Below are 21,057 nucleotides of genomic sequence, written 5' to 3'. Positions count from 1 at the left end.
CGGTCGTGCGAGGGTGCCCCCGCACGGCCCCGGCCGACTCAGCGCTTGCGGCGGCGGCCCCGTCCACCACGCGCCGGTGCCACGGCACCGGGGTCCCGCGCGCCGGTCCGCCCTGCCGGACGGTCGGCCGAGACGACCAGGGCCGCGAGGGCGGTGGTGACCGGCACGGAGGCCACCAGGCCGATCGATCCCACCAGCGTGCGCACGATCTCCTCCGCGACCAGCTCACTGTTGGCAACCGTCCCCACGCTGCTCTGCGCGATCGAGAACAGCAGCAGCAGCGGCAGCGCGGCGCCCGCGTACGCGAGGACGAGGGTGTTGACGACGGAGGCGATGTGGTCGCGTCCGATGCGGATGCCCGCGCGGTACAGACCGCGCCAGCCCATCGTGCGATTGGCCTCGTGCAGCTCCCAGACCGCCGACGTCTGGGTGACCGTCACGTCGTCGAGGACACCGAGCGAGCCGATGATGACCCCGGCGAGCAGAAGGCCGCTCATGTCGATCGACGGATACAGGCCGTGGATCAGGCCGGTGTTGTCGTCCGTGTTGCCGGTGAGGGCGGCCCACCCGATGAACAGGGACCCCAGGACACCGATCAGCAGCAGCGAGACCAGGGTCCCGAGCACCGCAACGGAGGTTCGCGCCGACAGCCCGTGGCACAGATACAGCGCGATGAGCATGATGGCGCTGGCCCCGGTCACGGCCACGAGCAGCGGGTTCGAGCCCTGGAGGATGGCGGGCAGGATGAAGAAGTTGAGCAGCAGGAAGCTGATGGCCAGCGAGACCAGGGCCATCAGACCCCGCAGCCGGCCGACGACCACGACGGCGAGGGCGAAGATGCCCGCGAGCAGGGCCATCGGGAACCCGCGATCGATGTCGGTCACCGAGTACTGCAGGTCCTTCGGCGCGGAGGGCTCGTAGGCGACCACCACCTTCTGACCCTCGTGCAACTGGCGTGTCTGGTCCGGCTGCACGATCTCCGTGAAGGTGCGGCCCTTGTCCTTGCCGGTGTCGACACGGATCGTCGCCCGCTTGCAGTCGCCGTTCGCCTGCTGCACCGCGGAGGAGCCCTCGGCCGTGGACGTGTCGCCGGTCGGGGGAACGCCGGAGGCGTTGACGGACGTGCAGCTCAGCCTGTCCACCGTGGTGACCGTGGCCTGCTGTGTCTGCCGGTCGAAGCCGACTCCGGTGCGCTCGTGCGGTGGCGCACCGCCCGGCCAGAGCACGGCGAGCCCGACCACCACCGCCGCGGCGAAGGGAATGAGGACCGCCGCGATGACCTTCCGCAGGTGCCGGGAGACGGGCGCCGCGGGGCCGTGACCGTGTCCGTTCGAGTGACCGTGCCCCCCGCTGCCACCGTGTCCGCCGTTGCCGGTGCGCTCCTCACCGGCGGCGTACGGGCCGCCTGGGGCATGGCCTTCCGCTCGCCCGTCGCCTGCTTGCGCGCCCGGGCCGCGGCGAGGTTCGTGCGGCGGGTAGGGAGGGTGCTGGGTCGTGGTCACGGACCGATCATCGCAAGAGAACGAGGGGGGCCCTCTGTTCACCGCGCCCGGATTGACGCTAGCGTGGGGGCACCTTTGTACACGCGGGAGCTCGGAGCACCGGGCTGAGAGGGCGCTGACCTCCGTCCCTGCGATGTTTCACGGGAAACATCACCGAAGTCGAGTGATGTTGCCCACGAGGCGTCGTCAGACGGAAACCGCTGCGTCGACCGCTGAACCTGTTACCGGGTAATGCCGGCGTAGGGAGTAGGTCTCATGACCATCAAGGACGCACGCACGCCTGCCTCCACCCACAACTCCGTCGAGGCGGAGTCCGCGGAGGCCGGGAAGTCCATCGGCTGGCACAAGGCGTACGTCGAGGGCTCGCGCCCCGACCTGCGGGTGCCGGTCCGTCAGGTGCACCTCACCAACGGGCAGTCGGTCACGCTCTACGACACATCGGGCCCGTACACCGATCCACTCGTCGACACAGACGTCCGCAGGGGGCTGCCGCCGCTGCGGGAGAACTGGGTCATCGCCCGCGGCGACACGGAGGAGTACGCGGGCCGCCCCGTCCGTCCCGAGGACGACGGGATCAAGCACACCTCACCGCGCGGTGGCCTGCGCAATCTGGACGCGGTCTTCCCCGGGCGTCCGCGTCAGCCGCGCCGGGGCAGGAACGGCACGGCGGTGACGCAGCTCGCGTACGCACGCCGGGGTGAGATCACGCCCGAGATGGAGTACGTGGCCGTCCGGGAGAACGTCTCGCCGGAGGTGGTCCGTGAGGAGATCGCCGCCGGGCGGGCCGTGCTGCCGGCCAACGTCAACCACCCGGAGATCGAGCCGATGATCATCGGCAAGCGGTTCCTGGTGAAGGTGAACGCCAACATCGGCAACTCGGCGGTGACCTCCTCCATCGAGGAGGAGGTCGAGAAGATGACCTGGGCGACCCGCTGGGGCGCCGACACGGTCATGGACCTGTCCACCGGTCGCAACATCCACACCACCCGCGAGTGGGTGCTCCGCAACTCCCCCGTGCCCATCGGCACCGTGCCGCTCTACCAGGCCCTGGAGAAGGTCGACGGCAGGGCCGAGGACCTGACCTGGGAGGTCTACAAGGACACGGTGATCGAACAGGCCGAGCAGGGCGTGGACTACATGACGGTCCACGCGGGCGTCCGGCTGGCCTACGTACCGCTCACCGCGAACCGCAAGACCGGCATCGTCTCGCGCGGCGGCTCGATCATGGCGGCCTGGTGCCTGGCGCACCACAAGGAGTCGTTCCTGTACGAGAACTTCGAGGAGCTCTGCGAGATCCTCGCCGCGTACGACGTCACGTACTCCCTCGGCGACGGCCTGCGACCGGGATCGATCGCGGACGCCAACGACGAGGCGCAGTTCGCCGAGCTGCGCACGCTCGGGGAACTCAACCGGATCGCCAAGCGTTTCCACGTACAGACCATGATCGAAGGCCCGGGGCACGTCCCGATGCACAAGATCAAGGAGAACATCGACCTTCAGCAGGAGATCTGCGATGAAGCTCCGTTCTATACGCTCGGCCCGCTGACGACGGACGTCGCACCGGCGTACGACCACATCACCTCCGGCATCGGTGCCGCGATGATCGCCTGGTGGGGCACGGCCATGCTCTGCTATGTCACGCCCAAGGAGCACCTGGGCCTGCCCAACCGTGACGACGTCAAGACCGGCGTCATCACCTACAAGATCGCCGCCCATGCCGCCGACCTCGCCAAGGGTCATCCGGGTGCGCAGCAGTGGGACGACGCGCTGTCGGACGCCCGTTTCGAATTCCGGTGGGAGGACCAGTTCAACCTGGCCCTCGACCCGGACACGGCACGGGAGTTCCACGACGAGACGCTGCCGGCCGAGCCCGCCAAGACGGCTCACTTCTGCTCGATGTGCGGGCCGAAGTTCTGCTCGATGAAGATCAGCCAGGACATCAACGAGCGGTTCGGTGGTGCGGCCGCCGCCGGAGCGTCTCCCGACGAGATCGCCGAGGGCATGCTGCAGAAGTCGAAGGAGTTCGCCGCCGGCGGGAACCGGGTGTATCTCCCGCTGGCCGACTGACACCGGGCCCCGGACGCACGCCGGGCGGTCCCTCGCCGGGCCGCCCGGCGTCATGAGGCGGGCCGGTCCCTGCGGCCGTTGCTGGTCGCCCTGTAGGCGACCGGTGCCGAATTGCAGCGCCTGCATCCCGGCGAAGGCCCGGGAGAGCGGAAGCAGGGCGGACCACCGGGCCCGACCTCTCCCCTCGGGGGCTCCGCCTCGGCAGACTGGGCCCATGACAGCCTCATCCCTGAGCAAGGGCGCCAATCTCGCCGTCGACTCCCCCGCGGTGTGTGTCGCACTGAGCTGGTCCGCCGGGCCGGGTGTGCCCGAGGTCGACGCCTCGGCGCTGCTGCTCACCTCGGCGGGACGCGTACGGGACGACGGCGACTTCGTCTTCTACAACCAGCCCCGGCACGCGTCCGGCGCGGTGCGGCACCTGGGGAAGGAGTCCGGGTCCGGGCCTGCTTCCGGAGCCATGACCGACAGCGTCGAGGTGGACCTGCACGCGCTGGAACCCGGCGTCGAGCGCATCGTCCTGTGCGCCTCCTCCGACGGCGGGACCTTCGGCCGGGTGCCGGGACTGTCGCTGCGGCTGCTGGACGCGGCCACCCGGACCGAGCTGGCCCGCTTCGACATGACGGCCGGTTCCGAGACCGCTCTGGTCGGCGGCGAGCTGTACCTGCGCCAGGGGCAGTGGAAGTTCCGGGCCGTCGGCCAGGGCTACGCCAGCGGACTCGCCGGTCTGGCCACCGACTTCGGCATCACCGTCGACGACGCTCCGACCGCCGTGCCCCCGACCGCCGTGTCCCCGGCCACCGTGTCCCCGGCCACCGTGTCCCCGACCGCCGTGTCCCCGACCGCCGTGTCCCCGACCGCCGTGTCCCCGGCCACCGTGTCCCCGGCCACCGTGGCCCCGCCCGCCCCGACGCCTCCCGTCACGCACGCCCCGCCCCCGCAGCCGGTTCCCCCGGTGCCGCCGGGTCTCTCCACGCCGTCCGCTCCGCCGGCCCCGCCCGCACCGGTGCCCCCGTCGGCGGCGGCGCCCGGCCCCCGGCTCACCAAGGGCGAAGAGCGCCTCCCCGTCGACATGCGCAAGCGGCTGTCCCTGCGCAAGGAGCAGGTCGCGGTCAGCCTGCGCAAGCACGGCGCCTCCGGTGTCACCGCGCGCGTCGTCCTGGTCCTGGACGCCTCCGGGTCCATGTCCTTCCTGTACTCCAAGGGCGTGGTGGCCGATGTGGTGGAACGCATGGCGGCCGTCGCCGCGCAGCTGGACGACGACGGCGAGATGCAGGCCTGGACCTTCGCGTCGAACCCGGCACGCCTGCCCGACCTGCGGCTGGGCGACCTCCCCGAGTGGCTGCGGCTGCACGTGCGGGTGGGGGAGGTGGGCCTCTTCCGCCGGGGAAGGAAGAAGGGGCTGCACGCCGACCAGGTCGACATGCGGGACGTCGGCATCCAGAACGAGGAGCAGAAGGTGATCGCCGAGGTCCGGGCCTTCGTCCGGGACAACCCGGCGCAGGCACCGACGCTGGTGCTGTTCTTCTCCGACGGCGGCGTCTACCGCAACAGCGAGATCGAGCGGGAGCTGCGGGAGGCGGTGGAGGAGCCGGTCTTCTGGCAGTTCGTGGGCCTCGGCCGGTCCAACTACGGGGTGCTCGAGCGGTTCGACACCCTGCCCGGCCGCCGCGTGGACAACGTCGGCTTCTTCGCGGTGGACGACATCGGCATCGTCCCCGACCAGGAGCTGTACGACCGCCTGCTGTCCGAGTTCCCCTCCTGGATCACCGCCGCCGGCCGGGCGGGCATTCTCTGACGTGCCCGCCCCGGCCGGTGGCTATTCCGGCCGGTGTTCCGGGCCGCCGAAGTCCGGGCTGCTGTAGTCCGGACTCGAGTAGCTCGGGCGCGGACTCTCCTGGCCGTCGCCGGGGCTCGTGAACCCCGGTCGGTCGTAGCCCAGGTGCGGCATCCGGCTCGCCGGTGCCGCCGGTCCCGTGCGGTGCAGCGCGACCGCCGCGTTCGGATCGGTGAGCGCCTCCCGCAGGAAGGGCAGGATGCCGCGCTCGAGCAGGGCGTCGTGCCAGGCTTCCCGGGCCCGGGTCACCTCCCCGTCGAGTTCGCCGTAGCGGCCGGACTCGGCGAAGGGCCGGTTGCGCAGTGCGGTGAGCAGCAGCCCCACGCCTGCGACGAGGACGGCGACGGCGGTCACACCACCGAACACCCATCCCGTGGTGAGCATGGTCCGGGCGAACGCCTGCCCCGGGTCGATCATCCTCAGGACGTAGCCGACGAGCAGGAAGATCGCCGCTGCCGTGCCGGCCAGGACGGGTGCCAGGACGGCGACGACCGCGACCGCACCCGCGCCGGCCTCGGCGGCCTCCCCGACGGTCGCGGCGAGACCCATCGCGCCCGTGCCCGGCTCGTCGGAGCCGGAGTCACGCGCGGACGACGAGGCGTTCGGCGCCGGACGACGCAGTTCCTCGCGGACCTTCACGTAGTGCTGGTACTCGGTGGTGGCCGCCGCCGTGATCAGTGCGGTGGCGTTGAGTGCCATGGTGCGCAGTTGTTCGGCGTTGAGCCGCTGTCCGACAGCGGCCAGTTCCGGGCGGTGTGGTGCGGAGCGCAGCGCCTCGTCGAGGACCCGCTCGTACTCCTGGCGGTCCTCGTTCGACAGATGCTGCGGAACGCTGTTCATGTGCATCCCCCGATGCTCCGTAGGGCTTGGGGCTCGCATGCCAACGAGCCGTCGGGCAGAAACGGAGGGGAGCCTGCTACGGATAAGCCGATGGTAGAGCGGTCACGGCGCGCGGTGACAGGGGGTTTCCAGAAATTGGGTGCCGGCCTGCGGGACCGGCGCCCGGGAAATAACGCCGGTGAACGGTCAGGCGTCCAACGGGAGTTGCTGGACCAGCAGCTTTCCGGCCATGGTCACGCCGCCGTCCATGGCGATGGCCAGCCCGTCCGCGTAGACGTGCGGCCCCTCGACCGCGGTACGGGTGTCGTCCTCGCCGTCCTCGGAGCCGACCTCGCCCAGGAGGTAGGGGATGGGGCTGTGGCCGTGGACGATGCGCGTGCCGCCGTAGGTGTCCAGCAGCGAGCGCACGGCGTCCGCGCCGCCCTCGTCGCGGAAGGAGAAGCGCTTGGTGAGCTTGCGGAACAGGTCCCACACCTCTTCCGCGTCGTTGCGCGTGAGCGTCTCGCGGACGGTGTCGTTGACCTCCTCGATGGAGCGGCCGTAGTCGAGGTAGGTGGTGGTGTCGGAGTGGACGAGGAGGTGGCCGTCGACCTCCTCGAGTGCGTCGAGGCGGGCCATCCACTGCAGGTGGTGGTCCTGGAGCCGGTCCATGTCGGTCTTCTGGCCGCCGTTGAGCAGCCAGGCCGCCTGGAAGGTGGCGGTGCCGGCGCCGGAGTTGACGGGGGTGTCGCCGAACCGCTTGGCCCCGAGGAGCAGCAGCTCGTGGTTCCCCATGAGCGCCTTGCAGTAGCCGCCGGCCGCGGCGGCCTCGGCGGACAGCCGCATCACGAGGTCGATGACGCCGATGCCGTCCGGGCCGCGGTCGGTGAAGTCGCCGAGGAACCACAGGCGGGAGGTGCCCGCGCACCACTGGCCGGAGGCGTCGACGAGGCCCTTCTCCTGGAGGGCGGCGACCAGCTGGTCGAGGTAGCCGTGCACGTCGCCGACGACGAACAGGGGCCCCTGCCCTGTGGCGGGCTGCGCCGCCGGGACCGCCTCGGGGTCGACGGTCACCTGGACCGTGTCACCCCTGCGGATGACGGGCAGATCGCGCTGCGTGGGCGTGTACCCCTCCGGATAGGCGTCCTCGTAGCCCTTCTCGGAGGGGGGAGCGGGATTGCCCGCGTGTGTGCCGGCGGCGGCGTACGGAGCGGCCTCGTGGACGTACGCGGGCACCCGGAAGTCGCGCACCGTCGCCGTCCGCTCCACCTCGGGTCCCTGACCGGCCCCCTGAGTCATCGACCCCTCCACCATCGCGCCGCATCTGCACCGCTTCGGACTGCCTGGTCGCAGCGGCCCGCGGTGTGTGGGCCCATCATAGGAATGCGGATCGCTCTGTGTGATGACCCAGGGGTGGTGAATCAGAGCAGGACTCCGGTTCACCGCGGCATTCGCCCCGTTTGGGGCGGGCTTCGCCCGTCCGTGACGTCGGCGTGATTTCACCGTACGGGGCGTGCCGGGCGGGCGTTCCTCCGCAGGGGCCCCGTCCCGCCGGCCCGGCCCCTACTCGCGCTCGGGCGACCGCGGCGGGCTGATCGTCGTCCGGGGCGGGCGGCGCTGCGACGAGGTCCGCACGATCAGCTCCGTCGGTATCACCTGCTCGACCGTCTGGTCGGAGTCGAGGCCCTCGATGGCGTCGATGAGGAGCTGGATCACCGCCGTGCCGATGCGGCGGGGCTTCAGCGACAGGGTGGTGACGGGCGGCTCGGTGCTGGCGTACACCGTGGACTCGCTGCAGCAGACGATCAGCAGGTCCTCCGGGACGCGCAGACCGTAGCGGCGGGCGGCGGCGAGGAGGTCGGTGCCGTTCGGGTCGAACAGGCCGTACACGGCGTCGGGCCGGTCGGGCCGGGCGAGCAGCCGGTCGGCGGCCACCGCCCCCGCGCACGGATCGTGGGCCGGGTAGGCCTCGTAGACCGGGTCCTGTCCGACACGCTCGCACCAGTGCAGATAGGCCGTGGTCGACAGGTGGGTGTAGGTGTCCGTCGTGGTGCCGGTGAGCAGGCCGATCCGGCGGGCGCCGGCGGCGGCCAAGTGGTCGAGGATGCCGAGCACCGCGGCCTCGTGGTCGTTGTCGACCCACGCGGTGACGGGAAGAGCGCCGGCCGGGCGGCCGTCGGAGACGACCGGTAACCCCTGCCGGACCAGTTCGCTGACGACCGGGTCCTGGTCGGACGGGTCGATGACGACCGTGCCGTCCAGCGCGACGTTGGACCACACGTCGTGGCGGGAGGTCGCCGGGAGGATCACGAGGGCGTAGCCGCGGGCGAGCGCGGCGGAGGTGGCGGCACGCGCCATCTCGGCGAAGTACGCGAACTCGGTGAAGGTGAAAGGTTCATTCCCGTACGTCGTCACGGTCAGGCCGATGAGTCCCGACTTGCCGGTGCGGAGCGTACGGGCGGCGGCCGACGGCCGGTACCCCAGCCGGTCGGCCACCTCACGGACATGGCGCCGGGTGGCATCCGGGAGTCGGCCCTTGCCGTTGAGGGCGTCGGAGACGGTCGTGATGGATACTCCGGCGGCGGCGGCCACGTCTCTGATGCCCGCCCGGCCCGGCCGGCTGCCTCGACGTGAGGTTTCCGCGCGGCTCACCTGGTGCTTCCCTGCTGCTGTCATGGCGAGCCGATAGTAGGGCTCATGCGGCGGGGTAGGGCGGACGCATATGCACGCGTTGACAGGCACGATTCTCCATGATCATTAACTGGTAACAGGCTTGGAAACCAAGGAAGTTGTCGGTCGTCGACCCAGTACCCGTCGTGTGGGCCAGCAGGGGCCTGCCGACTGGCCGATGTTGCGAAGAGGTCTCAACTCACCTGCACGAGGGATGCGCGCCACGGCGCGAGCCACCGGCGCATAGATATATGTGCAGCGCGCCCCCCGAATCGTGCGCCTTCGTGTGCTGGTGCCCATGATGCCGATGTGACGGAGGAGGCCTGACCGCCCCTATACGCAGCGGCGCCGAATCCTCATAAGGTGAGAAGTATTCGATGTGGTGGTGGTCACGAGGAGGACTGCGGTGAGCGAGACGAGCCCCAAGCTGCGCGCCGAGCTGGAGGGTATTCCCACCTACAAGCCGGGCAAGCCCGCCGCGGCGGACGGGCCGGTGGCCTACAAGCTGTCCTCCAACGAGAACCCGTACCCGCCGCTGCCGGGGGTGATGGACACGGTCGCCGCCGCTGCCGGGTCCTTCAACCGGTACCCGGACATGGCCTGCACGGCCCTGATGAACGAGCTGGCGGAACGGTTCGGCGTCCCCGTCTCCCACCTGGCCACCGGGACCGGGTCGGTCGGTGTGGCGCAGCAGCTGCTCCAGGCGACCTCCGGCCCCGGCGACGAGGTGATCTACGCCTGGCGCTCCTTCGAGGCGTACCCGATCATCACGCAGATCAGCGGTGCGACGTCCGTGAAGGTGCCGCTGACGCCGGGCGATGTGCACGACCTGGACGCCATGGCCGCCGCGATCACCGACCGGACGCGGATGATCTTCGTCTGCAACCCGAACAACCCGACGGGCACGGTGGTGCGGCGGGCCGAGCTGGAACGCTTCCTCGACCGGGTGCCGAGTGACGTGCTCGTCGTCCTCGACGAGGCCTACCGCGAGTTCATCCGCGACACCGAGGTGCCGGACGGTGTCGAGCTCTACCGGGAGCGGCCCAACGTCTGCGTGCTGCGGACCTTCTCCAAGGCGTACGGCCTCGCCGGCCTGCGGGTCGGCTTCGCGATCGCCCACGAGCCGGTGGCGGCCGCGCTGCGCAAGACGGCGGTGCCCTTCGGTGTGAGCCAGATCGCCCAGGAGGCGGCGATCGCCTCGCTGCGGGCCGAGGACGAGCTGATCGGCCGCGTCGGCTCGCTGGTCTGCGAGCGCATCCGTGTGGTCGACGGCCTGCGCGCGCAGGGCTGGACGGTGCCGGAGACCCAGGCCAACTTCGTATGGCTGCGCCTGGGGGAGCGCACGGTCGCCTTCGCGGAGGCGTGCGAGCGGGCCGGCGTGGTCGTACGGCCGTTCCCGGGCGAGGGTGTGCGGGTGACGGTCGGGGAGAGCGAGGCGAACGACATCTTCCTGAAGGTGTCGGAAGCGTTCCGCAAGGAGATCTGACGGGGCGGTGGGCGCATGGCGTCCACCAGGGCGGCCGGGCGACGGCCGTCCGCCGGGGCGGTGGGCGTCAGGCGTCCACCGCCTCCACGCGTATCGGGTCGCCGTCGCGCACCGTCACGAGCTGACGAGGGTCGCCCTCGAGGCGGCCGAGGACGTTGCACGGGCTCGCGAGGCGGCATTCATCACCTCGGGAGATCGGCGTGGGGCCGTACGGGAGCGCCAGCGCGTCGCCGTCCGTCCAGAAGGCGACGGTGCCGGGCTCGACGACCTGGCGGGCGTCCGTTTCACGTGGAACCGACACACCTGTGTCGAAGTAGACCTCCTCGCCCCAGGTGTGGGCGGAGGCGGTGAGCGGCAGGGCCTTGAGAAGCGCCTGCGTGGTGGGGGTGTCGTCGACGGTCGCGGTGAGGTGACCCGCCGGCCATGAGATGCGTATCCGTGCGTACTGCTCCTGCTTCTCCGTGGTGTTCATGCCGCGGATTCAACAAGATGTTGAAGTTCTTGCCAAGGGGTTGACGTCACAGGGGACCCCCCTTCCGGCGTCGAAAAGCTGTACGTCATAATTGCTTGTGAATGTGAACGCGTTCACAAGCGTGTCGGGTTGCTCCCGCAATAGGTGGCACATACACGCACAAACTGCCGGGACCACGGCGATGCAAGGAGGCCGACGACGTGGACATGGCTTTGGCGCCGGAGACGCTGGCGCGATGGCAGTTCGGCATCACGACCGTCTACCACTTCCTCTTCGTGCCCCTGACGATCTCGCTGGCCGCGCTGACGGCAGGGCTGCAGACCGCCTGGATGCGCACGGAGAAGGAGAAGTACCTCAGGGCGACGAAGTTCTGGGGAAAGCTCTTCCTGATCAACATCGCCATGGGTGTCGTCACCGGCATCGTGCAGGAGTTCCAGTTCGGCATGAACTGGTCCGACTACTCCCGCTTCGTCGGTGACATCTTCGGCGCGCCGCTCGCGTTCGAGGCGCTGATCGCCTTCTTCTTCGAGTCGACCTTCATCGGCCTGTGGATCTTCGGCTGGGACAAGCTGCCGAAGAGGGTCCACCTGGCCTGCATATGGATGGTCTCGATCGGCACGCTGCTGTCGGCGTACTTCATCCTCGCCGCCAACTCCTGGATGCAGCACCCGGTCGGCTACCGGATCAACGAGGAGAAGGGCCGCGCCGAACTCACCGACTTCTGGCAGGTCCTCACCCAGAACACCGCGCTCAACCAGGTCTTCCACAGCTTCTCGGCGGCCTTCCTGACGGGCGGCGCCTTCATGGTGGGCATCGCCGCCTTCCACCTGCTGCGTAAGAAGCACATCCCCGTGATGCGCACCTCGCTGCGGCTCGGCCTGGTCACCCTGGCCGTCGGCGGCCTGCTCACCGCCGTCAGCGGCGACACCCTCGGCAAGGTCATGTACGAGCAGCAGCCGATGAAGATGGCCGCCGCCGAGGCCCTGTGGGACGGCGAACAGCCGGCGCCCTTCTCCGTCTTCGCCTACGGCGACGTCGACAAGGGGCACAACGAGGTCGCCCTGGAGATCCCCGGTCTGCTGTCCTTCCTGGCCCACAGCGACTTCGACTCGTACGTGCCCGGCATCAACGACACCAACAAGGCCGAGCAGCAGAAGTTCGGCCCCGGTGACTACAAGCCCATCGTCCCCGTCGCCTACTGGGGCTTCCGGTGGATGATCGGCTTCGGCATGGCCTCCTTCTCGCTCGGTCTGCTGGGGCTGTGGCTGACCCGCAAGAAGTTCCTGCTCCCGGCGGCCTGGCGGACCGGTGACGACGAGGTGCCCCACCTGGTGCTGCTGAAGAAGCCGCTCGGGTCGAAGCTCTCCCGGCTGTACTGGCTGCTGGCGGTCTGGACGATGGCCTTCCCGCTGATCGCCAACTCCTGGGGCTGGATCTTCACCGAGATGGGCCGTCAGCCCTGGGTCGTCTACGGCCTGTTCCAGACCCGTGACGCGGTCTCCCCCGGTGTCTCCACGGCCGAGGTCCTCACCTCGATGATCGCCTTCACCCTGCTCTACGCCGTCCTGGCCGTGATCGAGGTCAGGCTGCTGGTGAAGTACGTCAAGGCCGGTCCGCCCGAGCTCACCGAGGCCGACCTCAACCCGCCCACGAAGATCGGCGGCGACGCCCGTGACGCCGACAAGCCGATGGCCTTCTCGTACTAGGCCGAGGGAGCTGCACAGTCATGGAACTTCACGACGTCTGGTTCGTCCTGATCGCCGTCCTGTGGACCGGCTACTTCTTCCTGGAGGGTTTCGACTTCGGGGTCGGCGTCCTCACCAGGCTGCTCGCCCGTGACCGGGCCGAGAAGAGGGTGCTGATCAACACGATCGGGCCCGTCTGGGACGGCAACGAGGTGTGGCTGCTGACGGCCGGCGGTGCCACCTTCGCCGCCTTCCCCGAGTGGTACGCCACCCTCTTCTCCGGCTTCTACCTGCCCCTGCTGGTCATCCTGCTCTGCCTGATCGTCCGGGGCGTCGCCTTCGAGTACCGGGTGAAGCGGCCCGAGGAGCGCTGGCAGCGCAACTGGGAGACCGCGATCTTCTGGACCTCGCTGATCCCCGCGTTCCTGTGGGGCGTCGCCTTCGGCAACATCGTCCACGGGGTGAAGATCGATCGCGACCTGGAGTACGTCGGCACCGTCTGGGACCTGCTGAACCCGTACGCCCTCCTCGGCGGTCTGGTCACCCTCACCCTGTTCACCTTCCACGGAACGGTGTTCACCGCGCTCAAGACCGTGGGGGAGATCCGTGAACGGGCCCGGACGCTCGCGCTGCGCGTGGGTCTCGTGGCCGCGGTGCTGGCCCTCGCCTTCCTGCTGTGGACGCAGGCCGACAACGGCGACGGCAAGAGCCTGGTCGCGCTGGTGGTGGCCGTCGCCGCCCTGGTCGTCGCGCTGGCGGCGAATCAGGCGGGTCGCGAGGGATGGGCGTTCGCGCTGTCCGGTGTCACCATCGTGGCCGCCGTGGCGATGCTCTTCCTCACGCTCTTCCCGAACGTCATGCCGTCGACGCTCGACGCGGACTGGAGCCTCACCGTCACCAACGCCTCGTCCAGCCCGTACACCCTGAAGATCATGACGTGGCTCGCCGTGATCGCCACGCCGGTCGTCCTGGTCTACCAGGGGTGGACGTACTGGGTGTTCCGCAAGCGGATCGGCACCCAGCACATCGCCGAAGCCGCGCACTGAGTCCCTGCGGGGTGTGTTTCACGTGAAACCGATCGATCCACGGCTGCTGCGGTACGCCCGTGCCACCCGGCTCTTCCTGGCGGCGGTCGTCGCCCTGGGCGCCGTCGGAGCCGGGTTGGTCGTCGCCCAGGCGATGCTCATCGCCAAAACGGTGGTGGGCGCCTTCCAGCACGGCATGACGGCCGCCGAACTCCGCACCCCGCTCCTGCTGCTGGTGGCCGTCGCCTGCGGTCGGGCCCTGGTCGGCTGGCTCACCGAGCTGGCCGCGCACCGGGCGAGTGCCGCCGTGAAGTCGGAGCTGCGGGGCCGCTTGCTGGAACGGGCGACGACGCTCGGCCCCGGCTGGCTGGGCGGGCAGCGCACCGGTTCGCTCGTCGCCCTGGCCACCCGGGGCGTCGACGCCCTCGACGACTACTTCTCGCGCTACCTCCCGCAGTTGGGGCTCGCGGTGGTCGTGCCGGTGGCCGTGCTGGCCCGGATCGTCACCGAGGACTGGGTCTCGGCGGCCATCATCGTCGCCACCCTGCCGCTCATCCCGGTCTTCATGATGCTGATCGGCTGGGCCACGCAGTCGCGGATGGACCGGCAGTGGGGGCTGCTGTCCCGGCTGTCCGGGCACTTCCTGGACGTGGTGGCGGGGCTGCCGACGCTGAAGGTGTTCGGACGGGCCAAGGCCCAGGCCGAGTCGATCAAACGCATCACCGGCGAGTACCGGCAAGCGACCATGCGGACTCTGCGGATCGCCTTCCTGTCGTCCTTCGCCCTGGAACTGCTCGCCACGCTCTCGGTGGCGCTCGTCGCCGTGACCATCGGCATGCGGCTCGTCCACGGCGACATGGCCCTGTACGACGGCCTGGTCGTGCTCGTGCTCGCCCCGGAGGCCTATCTGCCGCTGCGGCAGGTGGGGGCGCAGTACCACGCGGCGGCCGAGGGGCTCGCCGCCGCCGAGGAGATCTTCTCGGTGCTGGAGACGCCGGCACCGGTACCGGGCAGCGGCCCGGTGCCGAGGGACGGTGCCCTGTCCTTCGAGGGCGTGACCGTGCGCTATCCCGGGCGCACCGCGGATGCCGTGTCGGACGTGGACCTCGTCGTCGAGCCGGGTGAGACGGTGGCGCTCGTCGGGCCGAGCGGTGCGGGCAAGTCGACGCTTCTGCACGCCCTGCTCGGCTTCGTCCGGCCGTCCCACGGGCGGATCAGGATCGGCGGGGCGGATCTCACCGGCCTCGATCCGGCGCGGTGGCACGCTCGCGTCGCCTGGGTGCCGCAGCGTCCGCACCTGTTCGCAGGCACCGTCGCCGACAACGTACGGCTGGCCCGTCCAGAGGCGGACGACGCGGCCGTGCGGCGGGCGCTGCGCGACGCCGGGGCGCTGGAGTTCGTGGACGCGCTGCCCGAGGGGACGGGCACCGTGCTCGGCGAGGACGGTGCCGGGCTGTCCGCCGGGCAGCGGCAGCGGCTCGCCCTGGCCCGGGCGTTCCTCGCGGACCGGCCGGTGCTGCTGCTCGACGAGCCGACGGCCGCCCTGGACGGGGCGACCGAGGCGGAGGTCGTGGCCGCCGTGCGCAGGCTGGCGGCCGGACGGACCGTGCTGCTGGTGGTGCACCGGCCGGCCCTGCTGGCGGTGGCCGACCGGGTGGTGCGGCTGGACGAACCGGTCGCCGCTCCCGCGGCAACCGGTGCCCCGAAGCCCACGGCGGGCCGCCCGGCCGACGACGCGCCGGGCGGCGCGGTCCCGGCTCCGGCCGACGGCCCGGGCACGACGGAACCTGCCCCGCGCTCCCCGGTCCGCGTCCTCGCCCGGGTCCGGGCGATGTCCGCCGCACGGCGCGGGCGGCTCGGCCTCGCACTGCTCCTCGGGAGCCTCGCGCTCGGCAGTGCCGTCGGACTCATGGCCACCTCCGGGTGGCTCATCTCGCGGGCCTCGCAGCAGCCGCCGGTGCTGTACCTGATGGTGGCCGTGACGGCGACGCGCGCCTTCGGGATCGGGCGGGCCGTGTTCCGTTACGCCGAGCGACTCGTCTCGCACGACGCCGTGCTGCGGATGCTGGCCGACACCCGGGTCGCCGTCTACCGGCGGCTGGAGCGGCTGGCGCCCGCCGGCCTGCGCCGCAGCAGGCGCGGGGACCTGCTGTCCCGGCTGGTCACCGACGTCGACGCGCTGCAGGACTACTGGCTGCGCTGGTTGCTGCCCGCCTGCACCGCGGTGGCCGTCTGCGCCGCGTCGGTCGGCTTCACGGCCTGGCTGCTGCCGGAGGCCGGAGCCGTGCTCGCCGCCGGGCTGCTCGCGGCCGGAGCCGGTGTCCCGCTGATCACCGGGGCCGTGGCGCGACGGGCCGAGCGCAGGCTGGCGCCCGCTCGCGGCGTACTGGCCACCCGGGTCACCGAGCTGCTCACCGGTACCGCCGAACTGACCGTCGCCGGTGCCCTCCCCGGGCGGATTGCCGAAGCGCGACGCGCCGACGGCACGCTCACCCGGATCGCCTCGCGGGCGGCGACGGCCACCGCGCTGGGCGACGGACTCGTCGCGCTGATCTCCGGTCTGACCGTCGCGGGCGCCGCGCTCACCGGCGTTCAGGCGGTGGCCGACGGCCGCCTGGCCGGCGTGGCCGTGGCCGTCGTGGTCCTCACCCCGCTGGCCGCCTTCGAAGCGGTCCTCGGACTGCCGCTCGCCGTGCAGTACCGCCAGCGCGTGCGCAGGAGCGCCGAGCGGGTGTACGAGGTGCTCGACGCGCCGGAGCCCGTGCGCGAACCCGAGCGGCCGGGAGAGGCGCCCGCGTCACCGTTCCCGGTCGTCCTCGAGGGGCTGGCCGCGCGCCACCCCGGGCAGCGACGGGACGCTCTCACGGCAGTCGATCTGACGTTGGCGGAGGGCCGCCGCATCGCCGTGGTCGGACCGTCCGGCTCCGGCAAGACGACGTTGGCCCAGGTGCTGCTGCGGTTCGTGGATCCCGACGCCGGCTCCTACACCCTGGCCGGCACGGACGCCGGTGCCCTGGCCGGAGACGAGGTACGGCGGCTCGTCGGGCTGTGTGCGCAGGACGCGCATCTCTTCGACAGCTCGGTGCGCGAGAACCTGCTCCTGGCCAGGAAGGACGCCACGGAGCCGGAGCTGCGTGCCGCGCTGGCGCGGGCCCGCCTGCTGGACTGGGCCGACAGTCTGCCCGACGGCCTGGACTCCCTGGTCGGCGAGCACGGGGCGCGGTTGTCCGGCGGGCAGCGGCAGCGGCTGGCCCTGGCCCGCGCGCTGCTCGCCGACTTCCCCGTGCTCGTGCTCGACGAGCCGGCCGAGCACCTCGACCTGCCGACCGCCGACGCCCTCACCACCGATCTGCTGGCCGCCACCGAGGGCCGGACGACCCTGCTCATCACCCACCGGCTGGCAGGTCTGGACGCGGTGGACGAGGTGATCGTGCTGGACGGGGGCCGGGTCGTGCAGCGGGGCACGTACGCGAAGCTGGCAGCCGTGGACGGACCGCTGCGGACGATGGTCGAGCGGGAGGCGGCGTCGGACGTGCTGGTCGGAGCCCGGTGACCGCGGCGTCCGGGGCGGGTGGCGGTCCGTCCCGGAACGTGCGCGCGACAGCGGCCGCACACGATGCACGGCTATTCCGACTTTCCTGGACGAAACCGTCTGATTAGGCTCTGTGCATGCCCGCAGCCCCGCCCCCCGGCCGCCCGCCGCCCCGCGACGGGGTCTCCGCCGAACTCCTGGCGCGGGTGCCGAGGCTGCTGGAGGCGATGCGGTCGGTCGGCACCGGGCTGGAGCTGCATTCCACGCTGAACCGGATCTGCGAGACCGCGGCCGATCTCGCGGACGCCCGGTACGCGGCCATCGGCGTCGTCGCCGAGGACGGCGACGGCCTCGCCGACTTCGTCCACCACGGCATCGACGAGCCGACCACCCGGCGGATCGGGCACCTGCCCGACGGCCGCAAGGGGCTGCTGGGTGCCCTCATCCGCGACCCGGAGCCGGTCCGGCTCACGGACCTGACCGGTGACCCCCGCTCCTGCGGCTTCCCCGAGCACCACCCGCCGATGCGCAGCTTCCTCGGGGTGCCCATCCGTGTGCAGGGACAGATCTTCGGCAACCTCTACGTGACCGACAAACGGGACGGTGAGCCGTTCGACGACTACGACCTCGCCATGGTCCGTGTCCTCGCCACGGAAGCCGGAATCGCCATCGGCAACGCGCGGCTGTACGCGTCCGCGCAACAGCGCGAGCGCTGGATCGACGGGTCGGTCGCCGTCACCACCGCGCTGCTGTCCGGCGGTGACACCGACGACGCCCTCCAGGTCGTCGCGGAGCAGGCCCGCAGGCTCTCCGGAGCGGCCGCCGGAATCGTGCTGCTGGCCGCCGAAGGCGGAGGGATGGAGATCGCCGCCGTCGCCGCGCCCCGGCCCGCGGAGGCACTGGGCACGGTCATCCCGGCAGACAACGGTGTGATCGCCGAACTTCTCGCCGGGCGGGCCGTGTTCGTCGACGACGCGGCCACCGACCCGCGGCTGGACACGGGTCCGGTGCGCGCCTACGGGCCGATCATGCTGCTGCCGCTGCGCAACGACGGGCGGGTGCTCGGCAGCCTGGTCATGCCCCGGGCGCGGGGCGGGCCTGCGTACACGCGGGCGGAGCGCGTGCTCGGCGGCCAGTTCGCCGCGCAGGCCGCGCTGGCGCTGATGATGGCCGACGCGCAGCGCGACCGGGAACGGCTCGCCGTGTTCGAGGACCGCGACCGCATCGCCCGGGACCTGCACGACCTCGTCATCCAGCGGCTGTTCGCCACCGGCATGCTGCTGGAGAGCGCCCGGCGCGGCCCGCTCGTGCCCGAGGTGCGCGACGGCGTGGGCAGGGCCGTCGACGAACTCGACGTGACCATCCAGGAGATCCGTTCGGCGATCTTCGCGCTGCGGCAGCCCCCCGAGGCACCCGCGGGGCTGCGCGCCCGGGTCCTGCGCGAGATCACCATGGCGGCCGTGCCGTTGGGCTTCACGCCCTCGCACCGCTTCGCCGGCCCGGTCGACGGCGCGGTCGGCGACCTGACCGGCAAGAACCTCATCGCCGCCCTGCGCGAGGCCCTGTCCAACGCCTTCCGGCATGCCCGGGCCACCCGGATCGACGTGGTCGTCGACGCCGAGGTGACCCTGCCGGACGGGCGTCCGGGCGTCCGGCTGACCGTCGCGGACGACGGCGTCGGCATTCCCGAGGGCGGCCGGCGCAGCGGTCTGCGCAACCTCCGGCGCCGCGCCGAGACGCTCGGCGGCGTCAGCCGCGTCGGCCCCGGCATCGGCGTGGACGGCGGCGGCACGACGGTGCTGTGGGAGGCCCCGTACTGAGAGGGCGTCAGGACGGCGTCCCGTGGCCGGACGCCGTCAGGAGCCCGCGCCGCACCGAGGCGCCGTCAGGGCCGTGTTGCCCCATGTGCAGCAACCGCGCTGGGCCGTGTGCAGCAACCGGTCCCCCGACCGTACCACGCGAACAGGACCGCGCGCCCCTGCTCGGGCCACGATCACTGCCATGCGCTCATCTCGCCGCCGTCCGCTGCTCGTTCCGGTGGTGCTGTGCGCACTCGCCGTACTCGCGGCCCGTCCCTCCGGGGCCACCGACAGGGACGGCGGCTCCGGCACCGCCGCCGGCGCGCAGGTGGCACGGCTGTACGAGGAGGCGGCCAAGGCCACCGAGCAGTACGAGCGGGGCCGGCGCGAGGCCGAGGCACAGCGGTCGAAGGCCGAGCGGTACGAGGAACTGCTCGACGAGCAACGGCAGGAGATCGCCGCCGTGCACGAGGACCTGGGCACCATCGCGCGGGCCCAGTACCGCAGCGGTGGCGGCCTTCCGCTGACCGCTCGGATGTTCCTCGCCGACGATCCGGACGAGCTGATGCGGGGACAGCACGCGCTGAGCCGGGCCGGTCTGGCCGTCGACAGGGCCATCGGCCGGAGCCTGCGGGCCGAGGCCCGGCTCGCCGCCGACGAGGCCCGGGCGAGCGCGGCCTGGCGGGCGCTGGAGAAACGGAACGGTGAGCTCGCGGACCTGAAGGGGAGGATCGAGGAAAAGCTGCTGGCGGCGCGGGCGCGGCTGCAGGGGCAGGCGGACGCCTCGGTGGCGGCCGGCTCCTGCCCGGGCGCGGTCCGCCTGGACCAGCCGGAGCCGCGCTCCTCGGCGGCATGGGTCACACCGGTGGAGACGTACGAACTGTCGGCGTCCTTCGGCAGCGGCGGGGCGCGGTGGGCGAACCGCCACACCGGGCAGGACTTCGCGGTACCGGTCGGGACACCGGTGCGCTCGGTCGGCACGGGTCGCGTGGTGAAGGTGTCGTGCGGAGGCGCCTTCGGCATGCAGCTCGTTCTCCAGCACCCGGACGGCTACTACACCCAGTACGCCCATCTCGCCGCCGTCGCCGTCGACCAGGGCGAGCGGGTCGAAGCGGGGCAGTGGATCGGTCAGTCGGGCAGCACCGGCAACTCCACCGGACCGCACCTGCACTTCGAGGTGCGGGTCACCCCGGAGATGGGCTCGGCCCTGGATCCGGTGCCGTGGCTGAGGCAGCGCGGGGCCCCGCTCTGACCGGTCCTCCGTGCGGGCCGGGCCTACGCCCCCTCCGCCAGGAGGCGCTCGATCACGACCGCGACGCCGTCGTCGTTGTTGGCGACCGTCCGCCCCGAGGCGGCGGCGATCACGTCCGGGTGGGCGTTGCCCATGGCGTAGGACTGTCCCGCCCAGGTGAGCATCTCGACGTCGTTCGGCATGTCGCCGAAGGCGACGACCTCCTCGTGCGAGATGCCGCGCTCGGCGCAGCACAGGGCCAGTGTGCTGGCCTTGGAGACCTCCGGGCCGCTGATCTCCAGCAGGGCGCTGGGGCTGGACCGGGTGACGTTGGCGCGGTCGCCGATGGCGATGCGGGCCAGGGCGAGGAAGGCGTCGGGCTCCAGGTCGGGGTGGAAGGCGAGGATCTTGAGGACCGGCTCGGCCGCGGCGCGCCCGTCCGGCGCCAGCAGCTCCTCGGCGGACGCGAGGGTGTCGGGCACCTCGATGTGCATCCTCGGGTACTCCGGCTCCTGGTGGAAGCCGAACGTCTGCTCCACCGCGTACAGCGTGCCGGGTGCCGCGTCACGCAGCAGCCGGACGGCGTCCAGCGCGTTCTCGCGGGCCAGCTCGCGGACCTTCACGAAGCGGTGGGCGCCGGGGCCGCCGTGCAGGTCGACCACGGCGGCGCCGTTGCCGCAGATGGCGAGGCCGTGCCCGTGGACGTGCTCGCTGACGACGTCCATCCAGCGGGCGGGGCGGCCCGTGACGAAGAAGACCTCGATCCCCGCCTTCTCGGCGGCCGCCAGGGCGGCGACCGTGCGCGGGGATACCGACTTGTCGTCGCGCAGCAGCGTGCCGTCCAGATCGGTGGCGATCAGTCGTGGGCGCACGGCGGCGGCCGGGGTCTCGGGCTGTCGGGTCGCTGAGGTCACCCGGCCATTGTCACGCATATG

The 21,057-nt window shown here is 71.6% G+C and carries 14 protein-coding genes and 1 riboswitch; of the genes, 8 read left to right on the top strand and 6 right to left on the bottom strand.

All coding sequences use genetic code 11. The annotated features are described in order from the left end of the window. Positions 1 to 38: 38 nt before the first annotated feature. On the bottom strand, positions 39 to 1,502 hold the full coding sequence (locus tag ACGF3H_RS11595) for a YibE/F family protein (protein ID WP_362486122.1): 1,464 nt from the start codon (positions 1,500 to 1,502) through the stop codon (positions 39 to 41). A 73-nt stretch (positions 1,503 to 1,575) separates the two neighbouring features. After that, a riboswitch (TPP riboswitch) is annotated at positions 1,576 to 1,765 on the top strand. Here ACGF3H_RS11595 and thiC point away from each other — a divergent pair. Further along, positions 1,758 to 3,569, top strand: a complete 1,812-nt coding sequence (thiC, locus tag ACGF3H_RS11590) for a phosphomethylpyrimidine synthase ThiC (protein WP_362486119.1) — start codon at positions 1,758 to 1,760, stop codon at positions 3,567 to 3,569. It overlaps the preceding riboswitch by 8 nt. A gap of 214 nt (positions 3,570 to 3,783) precedes the next feature. Further along, positions 3,784 to 5,364, top strand: a complete 1,581-nt coding sequence (locus ACGF3H_RS11585) for a VWA domain-containing protein (protein WP_362486117.1) — start codon at positions 3,784 to 3,786, stop codon at positions 5,362 to 5,364. 21 nt (positions 5,365 to 5,385) lie between these two features. Here ACGF3H_RS11585 and ACGF3H_RS11580 read toward each other — a convergent pair whose 3' ends face one another. The 3 genes from ACGF3H_RS11580 to ACGF3H_RS11570 all read right to left on the bottom strand — a co-directional run bounded on the left by ACGF3H_RS11580 (position 5,386) and on the right by ACGF3H_RS11570 (position 8,898). Further along, on the bottom strand, positions 5,386 to 6,249 hold the full coding sequence (locus tag ACGF3H_RS11580; RefSeq protein ID WP_362486115.1) for a hypothetical protein: 864 nt from the start codon (positions 6,247 to 6,249) through the stop codon (positions 5,386 to 5,388). Between the two features lie 180 nt (positions 6,250 to 6,429). After that, positions 6,430 to 7,536, bottom strand: coding sequence for a metallophosphoesterase (locus ACGF3H_RS11575; protein WP_362486113.1), 1,107 nt, complete (start codon positions 7,534 to 7,536; stop codon positions 6,430 to 6,432). Between the two features lie 249 nt (positions 7,537 to 7,785). Then, on the bottom strand, positions 7,786 to 8,898 hold the full coding sequence (locus ACGF3H_RS11570; RefSeq protein ID WP_362486111.1) for a LacI family DNA-binding transcriptional regulator: 1,113 nt from the start codon (positions 8,896 to 8,898) through the stop codon (positions 7,786 to 7,788). Positions 8,899 to 9,298: 400 nt separating this feature from the next. On the opposite strand from ACGF3H_RS11570, the gene hisC reads away from it, so the two are divergent. Continuing rightward, complete coding sequence (gene hisC, locus ACGF3H_RS11565) at positions 9,299 to 10,378, top strand: histidinol-phosphate transaminase (protein WP_362486109.1); 1,080 nt, start codon at positions 9,299 to 9,301, stop codon at positions 10,376 to 10,378. 67 nt (positions 10,379 to 10,445) lie between these two features. Here hisC and ACGF3H_RS11560 read toward each other — a convergent pair whose 3' ends face one another. Beyond that, complete coding sequence (locus tag ACGF3H_RS11560; RefSeq protein ID WP_362486108.1) at positions 10,446 to 10,850, bottom strand: cyclophilin-like fold protein; 405 nt, start codon at positions 10,848 to 10,850, stop codon at positions 10,446 to 10,448. 200 nt (positions 10,851 to 11,050) lie between these two features. Between ACGF3H_RS11560 and ACGF3H_RS11555 the strand changes: the two genes are divergently transcribed. The 5 genes from ACGF3H_RS11555 to ACGF3H_RS11535 all read left to right on the top strand — a co-directional run bounded on the left by ACGF3H_RS11555 (position 11,051) and on the right by ACGF3H_RS11535 (position 20,143). Beyond that, positions 11,051 to 12,556 (top strand): cytochrome ubiquinol oxidase subunit I, encoded by a 1,506-nt coding sequence (locus ACGF3H_RS11555; RefSeq protein ID WP_362486106.1) that lies wholly within the window; start codon positions 11,051 to 11,053, stop codon positions 12,554 to 12,556. Positions 12,557 to 12,576: 20 nt separating this feature from the next. After that, positions 12,577 to 13,581 carry a cytochrome d ubiquinol oxidase subunit II gene (cydB, locus tag ACGF3H_RS11550; RefSeq protein ID WP_362486104.1) on the top strand — a complete coding sequence of 335 codons (1,005 nt, stop codon included), beginning with the start codon at positions 12,577 to 12,579 and terminating at the stop codon, positions 13,579 to 13,581. Positions 13,582 to 13,603: 22 nt separating this feature from the next. After that, a complete protein-coding gene (gene cydD, locus ACGF3H_RS11545) occupies positions 13,604 to 17,113 on the top strand; it encodes a thiol reductant ABC exporter subunit CydD (protein WP_362486102.1) in 3,510 nt (1,169 codons plus the stop codon). Positions 17,114 to 17,229: 116 nt separating this feature from the next. Continuing rightward, a complete protein-coding gene (locus tag ACGF3H_RS11540) occupies positions 17,230 to 18,912 on the top strand; it encodes a GAF domain-containing protein (RefSeq protein ID WP_362486100.1) in 1,683 nt (560 codons plus the stop codon). Positions 18,913 to 19,093: 181 nt separating this feature from the next. Continuing rightward, positions 19,094 to 20,143, top strand: coding sequence for a peptidoglycan DD-metalloendopeptidase family protein (locus ACGF3H_RS11535; RefSeq protein WP_362486098.1), 1,050 nt, complete (start codon positions 19,094 to 19,096; stop codon positions 20,141 to 20,143). A gap of 23 nt (positions 20,144 to 20,166) precedes the next feature. Here the strand turns inward: ACGF3H_RS11535 and ACGF3H_RS11530 are convergent, their stop codons facing one another. Beyond that, a complete protein-coding gene (locus tag ACGF3H_RS11530; RefSeq protein ID WP_362486096.1) occupies positions 20,167 to 21,054 on the bottom strand; it encodes a Cof-type HAD-IIB family hydrolase in 888 nt (295 codons plus the stop codon). Positions 21,055 to 21,057: the final 3 nt, after the last annotated feature.

The sequence above is a fragment of the Streptomyces sp. NPDC048185 genome (assembly GCF_043202495.1).
Classification (GTDB): domain Bacteria; phylum Actinomycetota; class Actinomycetes; order Streptomycetales; family Streptomycetaceae; genus Streptomyces.
Note: the sequence above shows the minus strand (reverse complement) of the source record. Positions and strands in the feature narration are given on the sequence as shown.

Coding starts and splice junctions, on each gene's coding strand:
- ACGF3H_RS11530 (WP_362486096.1), bottom strand. CDS start 21,054: ATGCGTGACAATGGCCGGGTGACCTCAGCGACCCGACAGCCCGAGACC.
- thiC (WP_362486119.1), top strand. CDS start 1,758: ATGACCATCAAGGACGCACGCACGCCTGCCTCCACCCACAACTCCGTC.
- ACGF3H_RS11535 (WP_362486098.1), top strand. CDS start 19,094: ATGCGCTCATCTCGCCGCCGTCCGCTGCTCGTTCCGGTGGTGCTGTGC.
- ACGF3H_RS11580 (WP_362486115.1), bottom strand. CDS start 6,249: ATGCACATGAACAGCGTTCCGCAGCATCTGTCGAACGAGGACCGCCAG.
- ACGF3H_RS11540 (WP_362486100.1), top strand. CDS start 17,230: ATGCCCGCAGCCCCGCCCCCCGGCCGCCCGCCGCCCCGCGACGGGGTC.
- cydB (WP_362486104.1), top strand. CDS start 12,577: ATGGAACTTCACGACGTCTGGTTCGTCCTGATCGCCGTCCTGTGGACC.
- ACGF3H_RS11575 (WP_362486113.1), bottom strand. CDS start 7,536: ATGGTGGAGGGGTCGATGACTCAGGGGGCCGGTCAGGGACCCGAGGTG.
- ACGF3H_RS11570 (WP_362486111.1), bottom strand. CDS start 8,898: ATGACAGCAGCAGGGAAGCACCAGGTGAGCCGCGCGGAAACCTCACGT.
- ACGF3H_RS11585 (WP_362486117.1), top strand. CDS start 3,784: ATGACAGCCTCATCCCTGAGCAAGGGCGCCAATCTCGCCGTCGACTCC.
- ACGF3H_RS11560 (WP_362486108.1), bottom strand. CDS start 10,850: ATGAACACCACGGAGAAGCAGGAGCAGTACGCACGGATACGCATCTCA.